This is a genomic window from Acinetobacter sp. ANC_7635 (assembly GCF_056779945.1).
This window is the reverse complement of the sequence record NZ_JBWYIS010000001.1, coordinates 607,307-623,166: the sequence shown is the minus strand read 5'-3', so window position 1 is coordinate 623,166 and position 15,860 is coordinate 607,307. Positions and strand designations below refer to the sequence as shown.

The window sequence follows — 15,860 nt, the reverse complement described above, 5'->3', positions numbered from 1 at the left end:
GACTATTTGATTGCATTAACCTTTTGAATCATTTTAGCAGTTAAATCGTATTTTGGGTCATATGCCAAGGCAGCATTTTTATTTAAAACTAAATCAAGATTATTTTCTTTGCGCAATTGTTCAGCAACTTGTTTAATTCTTGAGTCGAAAACTTTATTTGTATTTTGAATGGTGCTTTGAACACGTGATTGAACAGTCTGTTGCAAAGATTGAAATTCGTTCATCTTCGTTTGATATTGAGAGGATAGTTGCTGGGCATTCGATTGATTGGCTTGAGCCGATTTAGCCAACGCTTCAATTTCTTTACCCAATTGTTCTAATTTTACCGTTTGCGGTTTAATTGTCTGCTCAAGCTGAGTATTCTGCTGTTTTAAGTACGTGCTATTTTCAACGACTTTTTCTAAATCAATTACTCCATATCCTGCTGCATGCGCAAAGCCAACTACAGATGTGAGTAAAACCGTTGAAATCGTTGTTTTAAACATATTCATTATTATTCCTTAAAGGCAAAAGGCCGTACTAGAAAGTACGACCAATTTCAAATTGAACAGACTTAGTTTCATCACCAGGCTTATCATTCAGTGGGTACGCATAGCTTAATGATAGTGGACCAATCATCGTAATCCATGTGAAGCCTACACCAACACTATATCGCATATTTCCAGCATCGAAACCAAAGTTGTCTTTACAGTATTGTCTAGCATCGAATGCAGTCGAATTGGTTGCGCCAAAATAAATATTTCCAGTAGGTACGTCACATTGAGTGTCGAACACTTGAGCACCTTCTGCAAAAATAACAGGACGGACCTGTCGCGCCCAGTCGCCTTTAAAAGGAACTGGTAAGATTAATTCAGTACCAAATTGAACTAATGCATTACCCCCCACCTCTTCAGGGTTTCTATCTTCTCGAGTTAGAGCAGCATCTGTAATACTCGGATATTTTGGACCTAATGTACTATTATCATAACCACGAACAGACCCATAACCACCAGCGTAATAGTTTTTATAGAATGGTAAATCATTACCGAAACCTACCTTACCATAACCACGCCATACAAAATCCTTTCCTAAAGGAATAAAGGCTTGAGTATCGTATGTTACCTTCTGATATTCAACATCACTACCCGGCAATGCAATCTCTGCATTAACACGATGAGACATACCCGACGTTGGGAAGCGTGGATTATTTAATGTGTTATAAGACCAACCTAAATTTAAACTATAAGTAAAGAAATCACCTTTAAACTCATTACCGTACTCAACTTCAGGTTCAGAGCAAGGTTCATAACCAATTACATTACCGTTATCATCTTTAATTGGCTCTAAGTCGACTGGACAATACTTACCAGTACTTGTTTCCCTACCACCATTGGCAAGTAAATAATCACGCACATAAGTAGAAACAAATGGACCAGTCGTTACTTCAGTTTGATCAATATTAATACCAGCACTTAAGCTCTGATTCTCATCAATTGGGTAACCAAAGCTCAGACCACCACCGAAGCTATCTGTAACATAATTGTTAACGTTATAGTCTTCGTCTAATTTCGTCTTACGATAATAGAGATTGTAACCACGGCTGACACCATCAATTGTAAAGTATGGATCAGTAACACTTAGGTTATAATAATCTTGTGTCTCAGAACGAGAAAGATCAATCGCTACACGGTTACCTGTACCTAAGAAGTTAGTTTGACTTAAACCTGCTTGGAACGTAATACCCCCGTTTTGCGAATAACCCACAGCTAAAGTACTTGATCCTGAGTGTTGTTCTTCAACAGCGATATTCAAATCAATCTGATCAGGCGCCCCCGGAACACGTACCGGCTTAACATCTACTTTACTGAAAAATCCAGTACGCATTAAACGGACTTTTGAAAGATCAATTTTTTCGTTACTCGCTAATGCACCTTCCATCTGGCGCATTTCACGACGTAAAACTTCATCAGCAGTCTTGGTATTACCTGTAAAATTAATACGTCTAACCGTAACTTGCTGACCCGGATTGATGTAATAATTCAAATTAACTTTTTTTGTTTCATTGTCAATTTGAGGCACAACATTAATTTCAGCATAGTAATAACCAGCATTACCATACTTACGCTGTAACAACTGTTTTACTGCATTCACCAACTCTTGTGAGTAAGTTGCATCATCTTTATAAATCTTTAGTGCACGAAGATCTTCGTCTTTATATAAAGCATCACCTAAAAATTTGGTTTCACCAAATTTAAATTGCTCACCCTCATTCATTGAAACTTCAATGAAAATATTTTTTTTATCTTCACTGATATTCAAATTAGAGTTGGTAATTTCAAAATTGATATAACCTTTATTAAGGTATAAAGCTCTTAATGCTTCAAGGCTTGCTGCCATTTTTTCACGCGCGTAGCGATCATTTCTGGAAATGACAGATAACCATCCGCTTTCCTTGACAGCAAAGACTTGCTTAATTTCATCGTCTTTAAATACAGTATTACCAATTAAATTAATTTCAAAAACTTTAGCTGGTTTACCTTCAATGAAATTAATATTGACATCAACACGGTTATTGGCTTTTGCAACAGTTTCGACCTGAATATCCGCATTATAGCGACCTTGTTGTGAATACTGCTGTTCAAGCTCAGTTTCTAGCGTCTGAAGTGCAGATTTAGTGAGCACCTCACCTTCAGCTAGACCCATTTTCTTCAAGCCCTCTTCCAAGGCTTCTTTTGGAATGAGCTTATTACCCTTGAAATTGATTTTAGAAATAATAGGACGTTCAACGACTTTGAAAACCAAAACATCGTTTTCTTTGAAAGCTTGAATATCATCAAACGAATTAGAGGCATACAACGCACGAATCGCATTCGCAATCACTGGATCATTAATGCGATCCCCAGCATTCACCGGTAACATTGCGAGTACATTAGCTTGCGTTAGTCGAACTAATCCATCAACACGCACATCCCGCGCGATAAACTCGTCTGCTGCATATACTTGTTGTACTGCTGCCATTGCGCTAACGAGTGCCAATGGCATAAATAAATGTTTGTGCTGCATGCCTATTGTTTTCCAGTAAGTTAATTATCCATCTATAACGCTTATAAACGCATAAAATCATTAAATATTGCGAGAAACATCATACTTCCCAGCAACACCATACCAATTTTTAATCCAACCAATTGTATTTGTTCAGAAACAGGTTTACCACGAATTAATTCAATTATGTAATAAACTAAATGCCCACCATCCAACATCGGAATCGGAAGCAAATTTAATATCCCCAAACTTACACTCATTAATGCCATAAATGAAATGAAAGTTTGCCACCCCATTTCAGCACTTTGACCTGCAACTTTAGCAATCGTAATTGGACCCGAGAGATTATCCAACCCAATCAATCCTCGAATCATTTTGACAATTGAGCCAAGGATCATAGAAGATAATTGACCCGTTTTTTCAACCGCTACCACGAAAGCTTCCGCTGGATTATATTGAATTGTATGCTTATATTCAGCAGGAATATTGATCTGACCAGATTGAGCTTGCACTCCCAACATTCCTGTCGTATTGCCCATATTGTCACGCTTTCCTTGCGGCATGACGTTTAATTGAACAATCTCGCCTTGACGCATCACTTCGATATTCAATAGTTTTTCTGGTGATTTTTGTACTATATCAACAACTTCAAACCAATCGTTAATTTTTTTATTATCAATCGCGACAATTACATCACCTTCTTTCATCCCTTGGCGTATAGCAGCACCATCTTCAGATAATTTATGTACAACTGGTTGAATATAAGGTCGATATGGTAAAAACCCCAAGACATCCAATGGTGATTGAGACTGATCTTTTAAAAATTGCTGAATCGGTAAATTAAAAGTTTGTACCTGACCATCACGATCAGCTTGAATTTGAATCGTACCAGTTTCACCTACGCGATCAATCAGCGCATAATTCAATTTTTCCCAAGTTGGTGTCGCAGTTCCATCCACTGCTATGATTTTATCACCAGAACGCATCTCTACTTGTGCGGCTGGCGTATTTTTAATCACTTTACCAACTCGAGTGTTTAATTGTTCCTGAGCTGGTAAGAACAGAATCCAAAAAAGTAAAACAGCAAAAATTAAATTAACAAGTGGTCCCGCAGCAACGATTGCAATTCGTTTTAAAGGGGATTGCCGATTAAACGCATAAGGTAAATCTTCTGCACTTACATTACCTTCACGCTCATCTAGCATTTTTACATAACCACCTAAAGGCAATGCAGAGAGCTGATATTGAATGCCTGACTTTTTAGAGGTCCACTTTAGAACTGTTGGACCAAATCCAATTGAATACACAAGAACCTTAACGCCAAGTTTTCGTGCTACCCAGTAATGTCCAAATTCATGAATTGCAATCAATGGACCTAGAAGCAAAATAGCCGCGACGATAATGAAAAGTATATTCATCTTAGGTACTCAGTGAATTCGTGAGTTGAATAGCATAACGACGTGAAAGCGAATCAGTCTCTAGGATTAGCTCTAAAGAATCAGCATTTGAATTTTGAATATGGTTCAAAGTTGATTCAACAACTTTAGGAATATCTAAAAATTTGATTTTATTTTTTAAAAATGCTTCAACCGCGATTTCGTTTGCAGCATTTAAGATCGCAGGGGCCAATCCTCCAGATTTCATTGCTTCACGAGCCAATTGCAGCGCTGGAAAGCGCACAGTATCAGGCTGCTTAAAATTAAGCGTATCGTTTACAAATAAATCTAGCGGAGGAACATGTGTTTCAATTCGATTTGGCCATGCAAATGCATGTGCAATCGGCGTACACATATCAGGATTACCCATTTGAGCCAAAGTACTACCATCAACATACTGAACCATTGAGTGAATAATACTTTGTGGGTGCACAACCACTGTAACAAAATGTTCTTGAATTGAAAATAAATGACAGGCCTCGATCAATTCGAGACCTTTGTTCATTAGCGTTGCCGAATCAACTGATATCTTCTGCCCCATAGACCAATTAGGGTGCTTACAAGCCTGTGCAGGTGTCACCTTACTGAGCTCATCTAGCGTATGATGCAAAAATGGCCCCCCAGAAGCAGTCAACAAAATTTGTGAAACACCTAACTGGGGTTTACCACCTGTATCTAATTGTAAATAATTTTGAGGCAGGCACTGAAATATTGCGTTATGTTCAGAATCTACAGGTAATAATAAGGCTTTATTCTCTTTAGCGGCCTTCATCATGATGTCACCAGACATCACCAACGATTCTTTATTTGCTAGAAGAACACGCTTACCAGCTTGAACAGCAGCGAGTGTTGGCAATAATCCTGCCGCACCCACTATCGCCGCCATCACGATATCAACCTGAGGATGCTCAGCAACAGCGATTAAACCCGACTCATCAGAGAGAATTTCGGTTGAAGTGATATTTTTTAATTTGAAAAATTGATGTAGTTCATCCACCTTGCCTGAAGGTACAACAGCATACTGTGGATGATATTGTTGACATATTTCGCTTAACTGCTCTACACGACTAAATGCAGATACCGCAAAAACATTGTACTTCTCTGGATGTCGATCAATGACTTTTAAGGTACTTTGTCCAATTGAACCCGTTACACCTAATATACATACTGATTGAGACATCTATAAATCTACACCAACAAGTTTTAAAACAAATATTCCCGCAGCAAAAATAGGTGCGGCAGCAAGCAATGAGTCAATGCGATCTAATACACCACCATGACCAGGCAAAATACGACCTGAATCCTTAATACCTGCACGACGCTTAATCATTGATTCAAATAAATCACCTTGAACTGAGCTAAATACTGTCAGCACAGATAGGAGTAAAAATAGAATATGCTCTACTGCGGTTAAATCTAAATAGTTAAATTGTACAAATAAGATAACAATGATGACTGTAATTACACCACCGATTAACCCTTCAATAGATTTATTCGGGCTCACCTCAGGTGCAAGCTTACGCTTACCAAGCTTCCTACCTACAAAATACGCCCCACTATCAGCACCCCACACTAAGAGGAATAGATACATGAGCCACCAAGGTGAACTTATCCAGACTTCGTATATTGCCGATACTGCAGCGCTAATAATCACTACACCAATCCAATTCAGTGAAGTGTTATACCACGCATCATAAAGAGGATATTGCTTAACCCAATAAATGGTAATAACCCAAGTAATAATCGAAGCACTCCACAACAGCAGTACTAGATCATCAAAATAAAGCGCAATTGCAGAAAATACCGCAGTGATTACACCAAAGCATCCTGCTTTAAATTTATTCACTTGATCAGTTTGACGAGGCATGAGTTTAAACCACTCATAGCCAGCCCCCCCGGCAGCGATAATCATTAACGCTAACATTGGATAAATGGATGTAGTTGCAAACATACAGCTCAAGACTACAGCCACTAAAATCAATGCGGTAATTATCCGCTCTAACATTATTAGTTCTCTATTTTCTCTTGTTGGACCTGCTCAGAGGTTTTTCCAAAGCGCCTTTCACGCCCTAAAAACACACCAAAGGCATGATCCAATTCTTCTGTTGTGAATTCTGGCCACAACGTCTCAGTAAAATACAACTCAGCATATGCAGATTGCCATAATAAAAAATTAGACAATCGATAATCACCACCAGTACGAATCAATAAGTCGACTGGAGGTAAGTCACCTAAACTGACATGCTGAGCAAACAAATCAACATCAACTTGATCAACATCAATTTTTTGTTCTTTGACGAGTTGTGCGATTGTTTTAGCAGTTTGTGCGATATCCCACATTCCACCATAGCTCACAGCAATTGTGAGCGTCATTTCTGTGAAAGTAGCAGTCCTTTGTTCTGCTTGCAACATTAATTGTTGCAATTCTGGCGATAAACGAGAGCGATCCCCGATGAATCTAAGCCCAATCTGAAACTTTATCATTCGAGGAATTTGTTCATTAATCGTCTCTTCCAACAGTTTCATGAGCAAATCAACTTCGTATTGAGGTCGATTCCAGTTTTCACTTGAGAAGGCATAAACAGTAAGTGCTTTTACACCCACTTTACGACAATGCTCTACAATCGGATCAAGGACATTTTTTCCTTCACGATGTCCATCACCTTTTTGTAGATGTTTCTTTTTTGCAAAACGATTGTTGCCATCCATAATGATGGCAACATGTTGAGGCAGAAGCTCTGCTGAGATGGTCATTATATAGCTTAGACCTTCATCAACTCTGCTTCTTTTGCTGCTAAACGCTTTTCAACTTCAGCAACAAATTTATCTGTGATTTTTTGGATTTCATCGCCAGCACGACGCTCATCGTCTTCAGAAATTTCTTTTTCTTTCAGCAACGCTTTAATATCACCTAATACATCACGGCGAATATTACGAATCGCAACTTTTGCATTTTCAGCCTCGTTACGTGCCACTTTTTGCATATCACGGCGTGTTTCTTCAGTTAATGCCGCCATTGGTACACGAATTGAATCAGCAGTAATTGGGTTCAAACCTAAATCTGACTCACGAATTGCTTTATCAATTGCAGCAACCATGGTGCGCTCGAAAGGTTGAACAAGCAATGTACGCGAATCTTCAACACCAATGTTAGCAACTTGGTTTAATGGCACATCAGAGCCATAGTAAGGAACCATTACGCCGTTAAGAATTGATGGATGTGCACGACCTGTACGAACTTTAGCAAAACCATGCTCTAATGAGTCCAATGATTTATTCATGCGCTCTTCAGCATCTTTTTTAAGATCGTTAATCATGTGATCTTCCTTACCTAATTCTCAAAATTTAAATCAAAATAGTGTTTAGTATAAATAGCTTTGAAAGCCACGTACATCAATTAGTAACGTGAGTACCTTCTTTTTCACCCATAACCACTGACAATAACGCACCTGATTTATTCATATCGAATACTTGAAGTGGAACATTATGGTCACGGCATAAGCAAATCGCGGTTAAATCCATTACACCAAGTTTCTCATCTAAGACTTGGTCAAATGTCAATGCATCATATTTAACAGCATCTTCGTATTTGCTTGGATCTTTATTGTAGACACCATCTACCTTCGTCGCTTTAAGAATTAAGTTGGCCTCAATCTCAATACCACGTAAGCAAGCAGCGGTATCTGTCGTAAAGAATGGATTACCAGTACCCGCCACAAACACACAAACTTCACCATTATTTAAATGACGAATCGCATCACGGCTAGAATATGATTCTACAACTGTACCGATTGGTAATGCTGACATTAAACGGGTTTTAATATTACGACGTACCAATGCATCTCGTAGCGCCAAACCGTTCATCACAGTTGCTAGCATACCCATTTGATCACCTGTTACGCGACCAACCAACCCATCTTGCTGTAATTGGCTACCACGATAAAGGTTACCACCACCCACAACGATACCAACCTGCACACCTAGACCAACCAAGTGAGCAATAGATAAAGACATTTGATCAAGCACTTGTGCATCGATACCCATATCTTTATTGCCTGCTAGCGCTTCACCCGAAAGTTTTAGCAGAATACGACCAAAGCGTGGTTTTTTAGAATCTAACATTACAAACTCCAATATCCGAATTCATTTATAAGTATTTCTTCAAACAATTATGCGGTTTTAATTTCAATCAATTCTGCATAAAGGTCGTATTCATCCGCATCAGTGATTTTAACAACCAGTAAATCACCTGCTTTAATCATGCTCTTATCAATATCTTCCACAAAGACATTTCCATCAATTTCAGGGGCATCTGCATAAGAACGCGCCACTGCAACTGGAAACTCTTCTTCTAGATCATCAACCAGCACAGTCATGGTTTGACCAATACGCTTTTGTAGTTTTGCAGCAGAAATTTCTTGCTGAACCTGCATAAAGCGTTCGTAGCGTTCCTGTTTAATTTCTTCAGGCACATGATCTGGCAGATCATTTGCAGTTGCACCTTCAACTGGAGAGTATGTAAAACAACCAACGCGATCGAGCTGAGCTTCTTTCAACCAATCTAGAAGTTGCACGAAATCTTCTTCAGTTTCACCCGGGAAGCCAACAACAAATGTAGAACGAATGACTAAATCAGGACACTTTTCACGCCAAACTTTTAAACGCTCTAGCGTGTTTTCACTATGCGCTGGACGCTTCATCAGTTTTAAAATTTTAGGGCTAGCGTGTTGGAATGGAATATCTAAGTAAGGCAAGATCTTACCCTGTGCCATCAAATCGATAACCGCATCAACATGTGGATATGGGTAGACATAATGCAGACGCACCCAAATACCCAATTGACCTAATGCTTCACACATATCATAGAACTTAGTTTTTACAGGCTGACCATTCCAAAAATCAAGCTTGTATTTTGTATCTACACCATATGCCGAAGTATCTTGAGAAATAACCAAGATTTCCTTTACACCAGATCGTTTTAAAGCCGCCGCTTCTTCTAATACAGAACCAACTGGGCGAGATACCAGATCGCCACGCATACTTGGAATAATACAGAAGGTACAACGGTGGTTACAGCCTTCAGATATTTTCAAATATGCATAATGTTTTGGTGTTAATCGAATACCTTGTTCTGGCACAAGATCAATAAACGGATTATGTTTAGGAGGTTCAGGAACATATTGATGCACAGCTTCCATTACTTCTTGATAAGCTGCTGCACCAGTCACTTTAAGTACGTTTGGATGCATTTGACGAATTTTTTCTTCATCTTTACCCAAACAACCTGTTACGATGACGCGACCGTTCGCACTCATCGCCTCGCCAATCGCGTCTAATGACTCTTGTACTGCAGATTCAATAAAACCACAGGTATTAACAACAACTAAATCAGCACCGTCATAATCCGACGCTACATCATAACCTTCAGTTTTTAACTGAGTAAGAATTCGCTCGGAATCTACCAATGCCTTAGGACAACCTAAAGAAACAAAACCGACTTTGGGGGATTTCATGAATCTGCGCTCCACTAGAATCCGCGTATTGTATGTCTTTTCAATTCATAAAAACAGTTGAAAACCCCACTCTTTGCATAACGCACCAAAATATTCCTATAAATTTTAAAAAATATTGCAATCGCACCAATATGATGCATTATTAAATAAACCCAACTTTGCATGAATATTTTGCAATCGCTTCGCGCTTTTTTTCTTAATAAATGAGTTCATTTTAGTTGTATTTAACGATTTCAAACAAAGTTGGCTCATATTTTGCTTTATTTGAGGACGTTAAAATTAAATAACTCCCTCTTTGTGAGCAGTGATGGAAAAACTCATAGATGCAATTGCTCTATTTTAAGACAGGATTTTGAGGTTAATGAATCAACAACCAACGATTGATTACCGTTTACTCGTAGACAACTTGAGCACTGCGATACTTTTAGTCGATAGTGAATTAAATATTTTTTATTTAAATTCCTCATGTGAAGCACTCTTTGATATCAGCTTATTAAGAGCATCAGGTCAATCTGTGCTCAGTATTTTACAATCTCCAGGTGATTCATTTAACACAGAAGAAGCACTCACGAATACATTACTCACGGGGCAAGCTTATACCCGCCGTGAAGCGACTATTATTGTGAACTTTAAAGATGTACATGTTGACTATTCTGTTGCCCAACTTAACACTGGCAAAAGTTATCACCCCCTCCTTCTGATTGAACTCAATCCAATTGATCGAATGTTGAAAATTTCTAAAGAAGAAAATTTTATTCAACAACATCAGGTCGCACGCCAATTAATCAGAGGTGTCGCGCATGAGATTAAGAATCCATTAGGGGGCATACGTGGCGCAACTCAATTATTGGCACGTAGTTTAAATGATCCTGAATATAAAGAATTTACGGACATTATTATTAGTGAAGTAGATCGCCTGAGAAATCTTGCTGACACAATGCTCGGTTCTCGGCAGTTACCAAGCTATGAACCTGTAAATATTCACGAGCCTTTGGAACGCGTTCGTTCTCTGATTGTGAACCAAACAAAAAAGAAAATTAAAATTACTCGTGATTATGATCTTTCTTTACCTGATGTTGAAGCAGATCGGGATCAACTTATTCAAGTGATGTTGAACATCAGTGTAAATGCTATTCAGGCCATGACTGAAAATAAAGAGTTTTTTCAAGACACTCAACCTGAATTAACCCTGCGTACACGTATTCATCGCCTTGTCACGATTAACGGAACTTTACATCGCTCAACTGTTCGAATTGATATCGAAGATAACGGCCCTGGCGTTCCAGAGGAAATTTTAGAGTCCGTATTTTATCCATTAGTCACAGGACGCGCTAAAGGAACAGGCTTAGGTCTGAGCATCGCACAAAATATTATGCATCAACACAATGGAATGATTGAATGCCAATCTGTTCCAGGCAAAACCGTATTTAGTCTTTATATACCTTGGGAGTTAAACCATGTCGCGAAATAAAATTTGGGTAATAGATGACGATCGCGCCATGCGTTGGGTTCTAGAAAAAACATTTAAAGAAGAAGGTTTAGATGTTACCAGTTTCGAAGAAGCTCAATCTGCACTGGATCAGTTACTTGATGATACACCTGATGTAATTTTGACAGATATACGGATGCCAGGAATTGATGGTCTTACCTTTCTCGCTAAAGTCAAAGGTCATTATCCTGATCTACCTGTGATCATCATGACGGCACATTCGGATCTAGAGTCAGCAGTATCAAGCTATCAAACGGGTGCTTTTGAATATTTACCAAAACCATTTGATATTGATGAGGCTTTAGCACTTGTCAATCGTGCCATCATGCACATTAATAAGCTCCAACAACAAGAATCTGCGAAATCATCCGTACAGCCAATTCAATCAACTGAGATCATTGGAGAATCTCCTGCAATGCAGGAAGTCTTCCGAGCAATTGGACGTTTGTCGCAATCACACATTACGGTATTAATTAATGGTGAGTCAGGTACAGGTAAAGAGTTAGTCGCTCATGCATTGCATCGTCATTCACCACGTAGCAGCAAGCCATTTATTGCGCTTAATATGGCTGCCATTCCGAAAGATTTGATTGAAACTGAATTATTTGGTCATGAAAAAGGTGCATTCACTGGCGCTAATACTCAGCGACAAGGTCGTTTTGAGCAAGCCAATGGCGGTACATTATTCCTCGATGAAATTGGGGACATGCCATTCGAAACCCAAACGCGTTTATTGCGTGTTTTAGCTGATGGCGAGTTTTATCGCGTCGGTGGACACATTCCAGTGCGTGTTGATGTCCGCATTGTCGCTGCGACTCACCAAGATCTAGAAAAATTAGTACATGATGGACGCTTCCGTGAGGATCTTTATCATCGTCTGAATGTAATTCGTATTCATATTCCTAAACTTGCTCACCGCTCGGAAGACATTCCGATGCTCGCACAACACTTTCTCGCACGAGCAGGTAAAGAACTTGGTGTTAGTCCAAAGATTTTACGTACAGAAACTATTGAATACATGAAACAGTTACCTTGGCAAGGTAATGTACGTCAACTTGAAAACACATGTCGCTGGCTGACAGTGATGATTACTGGAAGAGAGGTTTACCCAGAAGATCTTCCTTCTGAGTTAAAACAACTACCAATCCAAAAATCTGATGATCCAAATCATCCACACAATCAAGCAGATCGTATCGCTATTCAGCATTGGGATGAGTTGCTTAGTCAGTGGGCTGTACAAAAACTCAAAAATGGCGAAATGAAATTATTGGATATCGCCACGCCTATGTTTGAACGCACCTTAATTAATGCTGCACTACAACAAACTCGAGGAAGAAAACGCCATGCTGCTGAGCTTTTAGGTTGGGGTCGCAATACCTTGACTCGTAAGCTAAAAGAATTAGGAATGGATACTGCTGAAGATGATGAAGATGAAGTTGTAAGCACTACTGCCGAGTAAACTTCTAGATTTAGGTTAATCAACACATTTGATTAACCTATTCTTCATCATAATTCTAAAATTTTAAATCATGCTCAATATAAAATACAAAAAGATGAGTCCAAATGAACAATAATCACTTAAAGCATAAAACTTATCTAGGTATCATCTTCTGCCTTATTTCTTCACCCTCCTTTGCCACAGTCGGCGGTCCGGAGACAATAGAAGTACTAGGTTCAGATATTAAAGATCAGAAAATATATTATTTACGCCATTACCATGATGAATCTGGTCGACTACCAACACTTTATTATTATTTGCTCAACAGCAGAAACCCACATAAAGCGATTGAGGTTCAATCCATTTATACCCCATTAAATAGCCGAAATCACATTACTGAAACTCAGCATACGCTTCGCAAAATTCAAAGTATTCAAGCTCGCCTTGTCAAACCAGCGCCATTAAGCCCTAAGACTGCTAACCTAAAATTAAATAAACAAAGAGAACAGACTGGAAATTTTTGGTTAAACGTGCCTGAAATTAAAGTAAGTAAATTCCAATCTCAGGTACAACTCAGCCAAAGTTCTAAACCTTCAATGTATAAAAGCCAACAATTCGAGAATATTCGATATCATCGTAATTTACCTCAGATCAAAAAACTTTACGCATTTCCTCACACTTTCCCCAATTATCGCGTTGCAGTTATTAGTTATATGGGTATTCCTACTGAAACAGGCTACGAAAAACAAGATGCCATTTTACTCTGCTCAACAAAATAAAAAGCTCCCGAAAGAGCTTTTTATTATGCTTTTCAAGCACGCTGTTCAATTGGTACAACTTTGCGTAATTCAGGTCCTGTGTAATCTGCACTTGGTCGAATAATACGGTTGTCCGCACGCTGCTCCATCACATGTGCCGCCCATCCTGTTACACGAGACATCACAAAAATTGGCGTGAATAGCTTCGTTGGTATACCCATAAAGTGATAAGCAGAAGCATGGAAGAAATCAGCATTACAGAATAATTTTTTCTCTCGCCACATGACTTCTTCACAACGTACTGATACTGGATATAAAACAGTATCTCCTACATCCTTAGCCAAGCGCTCAGACCATACCTTAATAATCCCATTACGTGGATCATTGTCTTTGTAAATTGCATGACCAAAGCCCATGATTTTTTCTTTGCGTTCGAGCATACCCAGCATTTCGCGCTCAGCTTCTTCAGGAGATTTCCATTGCTCAATCATATCCATTGCCGCTTCATTTGCACCGCCATGCAGTGGACCACGCAAAGAACCAATCGCACCTGTAATACACGAATGTAAATCTGATAACGTCGAAGCACACACACGTGCCGTAAATGTTGAAGCATTAAATTCATGTTCTGCATAGAGAATTAAAGAAACATTCATGACTTGTTCATGCAATTCATTAGGTTTTTCGCCACGCAATAAATGCAAGAATTGAGCACCAATTGAGTCGTCATCAGTATTTTCTTCGATACGAACACCATCATGGCTATATCGATACCAATAACAAATAATGGCTGGCAATGTTGCCAAAATACGATCAGCTATATCTTGCTGTTCACCAAAGGACTGTTCTGTTTCTAAGTTACCCAACATAGAAACACCTGTACGCATAACATCCATAGGATGTGAATCTGCTGGGATACGTTCAAGCACTTCTTTTAATGCTTGCGGTAACGCTCTCAGTGATTTTAGTTTTGCTTTATAGTCCGCAAGTTGTTGCGCCGTAGGTAGTTCACCAAAGAAAATTAAATATGCAACTTCTTCAAATTGGCAATTTTCCGCCAAATCCTGAACATCATAACCACGATATGTTAAGCCTGCACCACTTTTCCCAACGGTTGAAAGTGCTGTTTTACCTGCGACTTGTCCACGCAATCCTGCGCCAGTCAATACTTTTCCTTCAGCCATTTTTTTATTTCTCCTGAGTGAATAGCTTATCTAGTGTGTTTTCGAAAGTATGATAATCAAGGAACTCGTATAATTCTTTTCGTTGTTGCATTTTATCAATAACATTCACTTGCGTGCCGTCTTTACGGATTGAATGCATCACTTCTAATGCTGCTTTCTGCATCGCACGTGTCGCAGACAATGGGTATAACACCATTGAAATCCCCTGTTCTGCTAGCTCTTCGGTAGTATAATAAGGGGTATCACCAAATTCAGTGATATTCGCTAGCACAGGCACACCAACAGCATCACAGACTGTTTTATACATCGTTATGTCAGTCATCGCTTCCGCAAAAATAGCATCAGCTCCAGCTTCAACACATGCACATGCACGATCAATGACAGCTTGAAGCCCTTCTTTTTGCAGTGCATCCGTACGTGCCATGACCACGAAATTAGAATCAGTTTTTGCATCAACAGCAGCCTTAATACGGTCTACCATTTCTTGTTGTGACACAATTTCTTTATTCGGACGATGTCCGCAGCGTTTTTGCGCAACTTGGTCTTCAATATGAACAGCAGCAGCTCCAGCAGCGATCATTTGCTTGATACTTCGTGCAATATTAAATGCACCGCCCCAACCTGTATCAATATCCACAAGCAAAGGCGTATCTACACGTTCAGTGATACGACGAACATCTTCAAGCACATTATCTAAACTCGTCATTCCCAAATCAGGAAGACCATAGGAATAGTTTGCAACACCTGCGCCTGATAGATAAATTGCTTTATAGCCAACTTGTTTTGCCATCATTGCTGCATATGCATTTACAGTTCCGATGATTTGTAATGGCTTTTCCACTTCTAATGCTTGTCTAAATCTTAAGCCTGCAGACGATTGTTCTGTCATATTCCTTTCCACAGTGTTTACTATAATTATCGAGTTTTTAGTATATCTATAAATTTAGTTTGATATATGACCGTTTAGTATTTTTGCTCTAAAACTTTAGTCATATAAAAATGAATTATCATTCATTTTTTG

General features: G+C 39.0%; 14 protein-coding genes. 3 read left to right on the top strand and 11 right to left on the bottom strand.

Annotated elements, in window-relative coordinates; all coding sequences use genetic code 11:
* Positions 1-2: 2 nt before the first annotated feature.
* From AC1M89_RS03135 to rimO, 9 genes are all read right to left on the bottom strand, one after another.
* The gene (locus AC1M89_RS03135) at positions 3-491 is read right to left on the bottom strand and encodes an OmpH/Skp family outer membrane protein (protein WP_373683274.1); all 489 of its coding nucleotides are present in this window, start codon (positions 489-491) and stop codon (positions 3-5) included.
* A 28-nt stretch (positions 492-519) separates the two neighbouring features.
* Positions 520-3,042, bottom strand: coding sequence for an outer membrane protein assembly factor BamA (bamA, locus tag AC1M89_RS03130; RefSeq protein WP_092766346.1), 2,523 nt, complete (start codon positions 3,040-3,042; stop codon positions 520-522).
* 41 nt (positions 3,043-3,083) lie between these two features.
* Positions 3,084-4,439: an RIP metalloprotease RseP gene (gene rseP, locus AC1M89_RS03125; RefSeq protein ID WP_481613892.1), complete on the bottom strand. Its 1,356-nt coding sequence runs from the start codon at positions 4,437-4,439 to the stop codon at positions 3,084-3,086.
* A 1-nt stretch (position 4,440) separates the two neighbouring features.
* Positions 4,441-5,637, bottom strand: coding sequence for a 1-deoxy-D-xylulose-5-phosphate reductoisomerase (ispC, locus tag AC1M89_RS03120; protein WP_481592676.1), 1,197 nt, complete (start codon positions 5,635-5,637; stop codon positions 4,441-4,443).
* A complete protein-coding gene (locus AC1M89_RS03115) occupies positions 5,638-6,462 on the bottom strand; it encodes a phosphatidate cytidylyltransferase (protein ID WP_035263666.1) in 825 nt (274 codons plus the stop codon). It lies immediately after the preceding gene.
* Between the two features lie 2 nt (positions 6,463-6,464).
* On the bottom strand, positions 6,465-7,211 hold the full coding sequence (gene uppS, locus AC1M89_RS03110; protein ID WP_481587503.1) for a polyprenyl diphosphate synthase: 747 nt from the start codon (positions 7,209-7,211) through the stop codon (positions 6,465-6,467).
* 8 nt (positions 7,212-7,219) lie between these two features.
* Positions 7,220-7,774 carry a ribosome recycling factor gene (gene frr, locus AC1M89_RS03105; RefSeq protein ID WP_035263669.1) on the bottom strand — a complete coding sequence of 185 codons (555 nt, stop codon included), beginning with the start codon at positions 7,772-7,774 and terminating at the stop codon, positions 7,220-7,222.
* Positions 7,775-7,850: 76 nt separating this feature from the next.
* Positions 7,851-8,579, bottom strand: a complete 729-nt coding sequence (gene pyrH / locus AC1M89_RS03100) for a UMP kinase (protein WP_035263670.1) — start codon at positions 8,577-8,579, stop codon at positions 7,851-7,853.
* 47 nt (positions 8,580-8,626) lie between these two features.
* Entirely contained in the window at positions 8,627-9,970 is a 1,344-nt protein-coding gene (gene rimO / locus AC1M89_RS03095) for a 30S ribosomal protein S12 methylthiotransferase RimO (protein ID WP_481608485.1), read from the bottom strand.
* Between the two features lie 361 nt (positions 9,971-10,331).
* Here rimO and glnL point away from each other — a divergent pair, with 361 nt between their 5' ends.
* The 3 genes from glnL to AC1M89_RS03080 all read left to right on the top strand — a co-directional run bounded on the left by glnL (position 10,332) and on the right by AC1M89_RS03080 (position 13,676).
* Positions 10,332-11,441, top strand: coding sequence for a nitrogen regulation protein NR(II) (gene glnL / locus AC1M89_RS03090; protein ID WP_180027802.1), 1,110 nt, complete (start codon positions 10,332-10,334; stop codon positions 11,439-11,441).
* Complete coding sequence (gene glnG / locus AC1M89_RS03085; RefSeq protein ID WP_481591044.1) at positions 11,428-12,918, top strand: nitrogen regulation protein NR(I); 1,491 nt, start codon at positions 11,428-11,430, stop codon at positions 12,916-12,918. Before glnL ends, glnG begins: the two co-directional genes overlap by 14 nt.
* Positions 12,919-13,022: 104 nt before the next feature.
* Entirely contained in the window at positions 13,023-13,676 is a 654-nt protein-coding gene (locus AC1M89_RS03080) for an aminotransferase (protein ID WP_481588197.1), read from the top strand.
* A gap of 32 nt (positions 13,677-13,708) precedes the next feature.
* Here the strand turns inward: AC1M89_RS03080 and prpC are convergent, their stop codons facing one another.
* Both prpC and prpB read right to left on the bottom strand, forming a co-directional pair.
* Positions 13,709-14,839: a bifunctional 2-methylcitrate synthase/citrate synthase gene (prpC, locus tag AC1M89_RS03075; RefSeq protein WP_092766353.1), complete on the bottom strand. Its 1,131-nt coding sequence runs from the start codon at positions 14,837-14,839 to the stop codon at positions 13,709-13,711.
* A 4-nt stretch (positions 14,840-14,843) separates the two neighbouring features.
* A complete protein-coding gene (gene prpB / locus AC1M89_RS03070; protein ID WP_035263679.1) occupies positions 14,844-15,728 on the bottom strand; it encodes a methylisocitrate lyase in 885 nt (294 codons plus the stop codon).
* Positions 15,729-15,860: the final 132 nt, after the last annotated feature.

Bases quoted from the DNA above. Each gene is read 5' to 3' on its own strand.
- uppS (WP_481587503.1), bottom strand. From the start codon at position 7,211: ATGACCATCTCAGCAGAGCTTCTGCCTCAACATGTTGCCATCATTATG.
- AC1M89_RS03115 (WP_035263666.1), bottom strand. From the start codon at position 6,462: ATGTTAGAGCGGATAATTACCGCATTGATTTTAGTGGCTGTAGTCTTG.
- frr (WP_035263669.1), bottom strand. From the start codon at position 7,774: ATGATTAACGATCTTAAAAAAGATGCTGAAGAGCGCATGAATAAATCA.
- ispC (WP_481592676.1), bottom strand. From the start codon at position 5,637: ATGTCTCAATCAGTATGTATATTAGGTGTAACGGGTTCAATTGGACAA.
- pyrH (WP_035263670.1), bottom strand. From the start codon at position 8,579: ATGTTAGATTCTAAAAAACCACGCTTTGGTCGTATTCTGCTAAAACTT.
- bamA (WP_092766346.1), bottom strand. From the start codon at position 3,042: ATGCAGCACAAACATTTATTTATGCCATTGGCACTCGTTAGCGCAATG.
- AC1M89_RS03135 (WP_373683274.1), bottom strand. From the start codon at position 491: ATGAATATGTTTAAAACAACGATTTCAACGGTTTTACTCACATCTGTA.
- prpC (WP_092766353.1), bottom strand. From the start codon at position 14,839: ATGGCTGAAGGAAAAGTATTGACTGGCGCAGGATTGCGTGGACAAGTC.
- glnL (WP_180027802.1), top strand. From the start codon at position 10,332: ATGAATCAACAACCAACGATTGATTACCGTTTACTCGTAGACAACTTG.
- prpB (WP_035263679.1), bottom strand. From the start codon at position 15,728: ATGACAGAACAATCGTCTGCAGGCTTAAGATTTAGACAAGCATTAGAA.
- rseP (WP_481613892.1), bottom strand. From the start codon at position 4,439: ATGAATATACTTTTCATTATCGTCGCGGCTATTTTGCTTCTAGGTCCA.
- glnG (WP_481591044.1), top strand. From the start codon at position 11,428: ATGTCGCGAAATAAAATTTGGGTAATAGATGACGATCGCGCCATGCGT.
- AC1M89_RS03080 (WP_481588197.1), top strand. From the start codon at position 13,023: ATGAACAATAATCACTTAAAGCATAAAACTTATCTAGGTATCATCTTC.
- rimO (WP_481608485.1), bottom strand. From the start codon at position 9,970: ATGAAATCCCCCAAAGTCGGTTTTGTTTCTTTAGGTTGTCCTAAGGCA.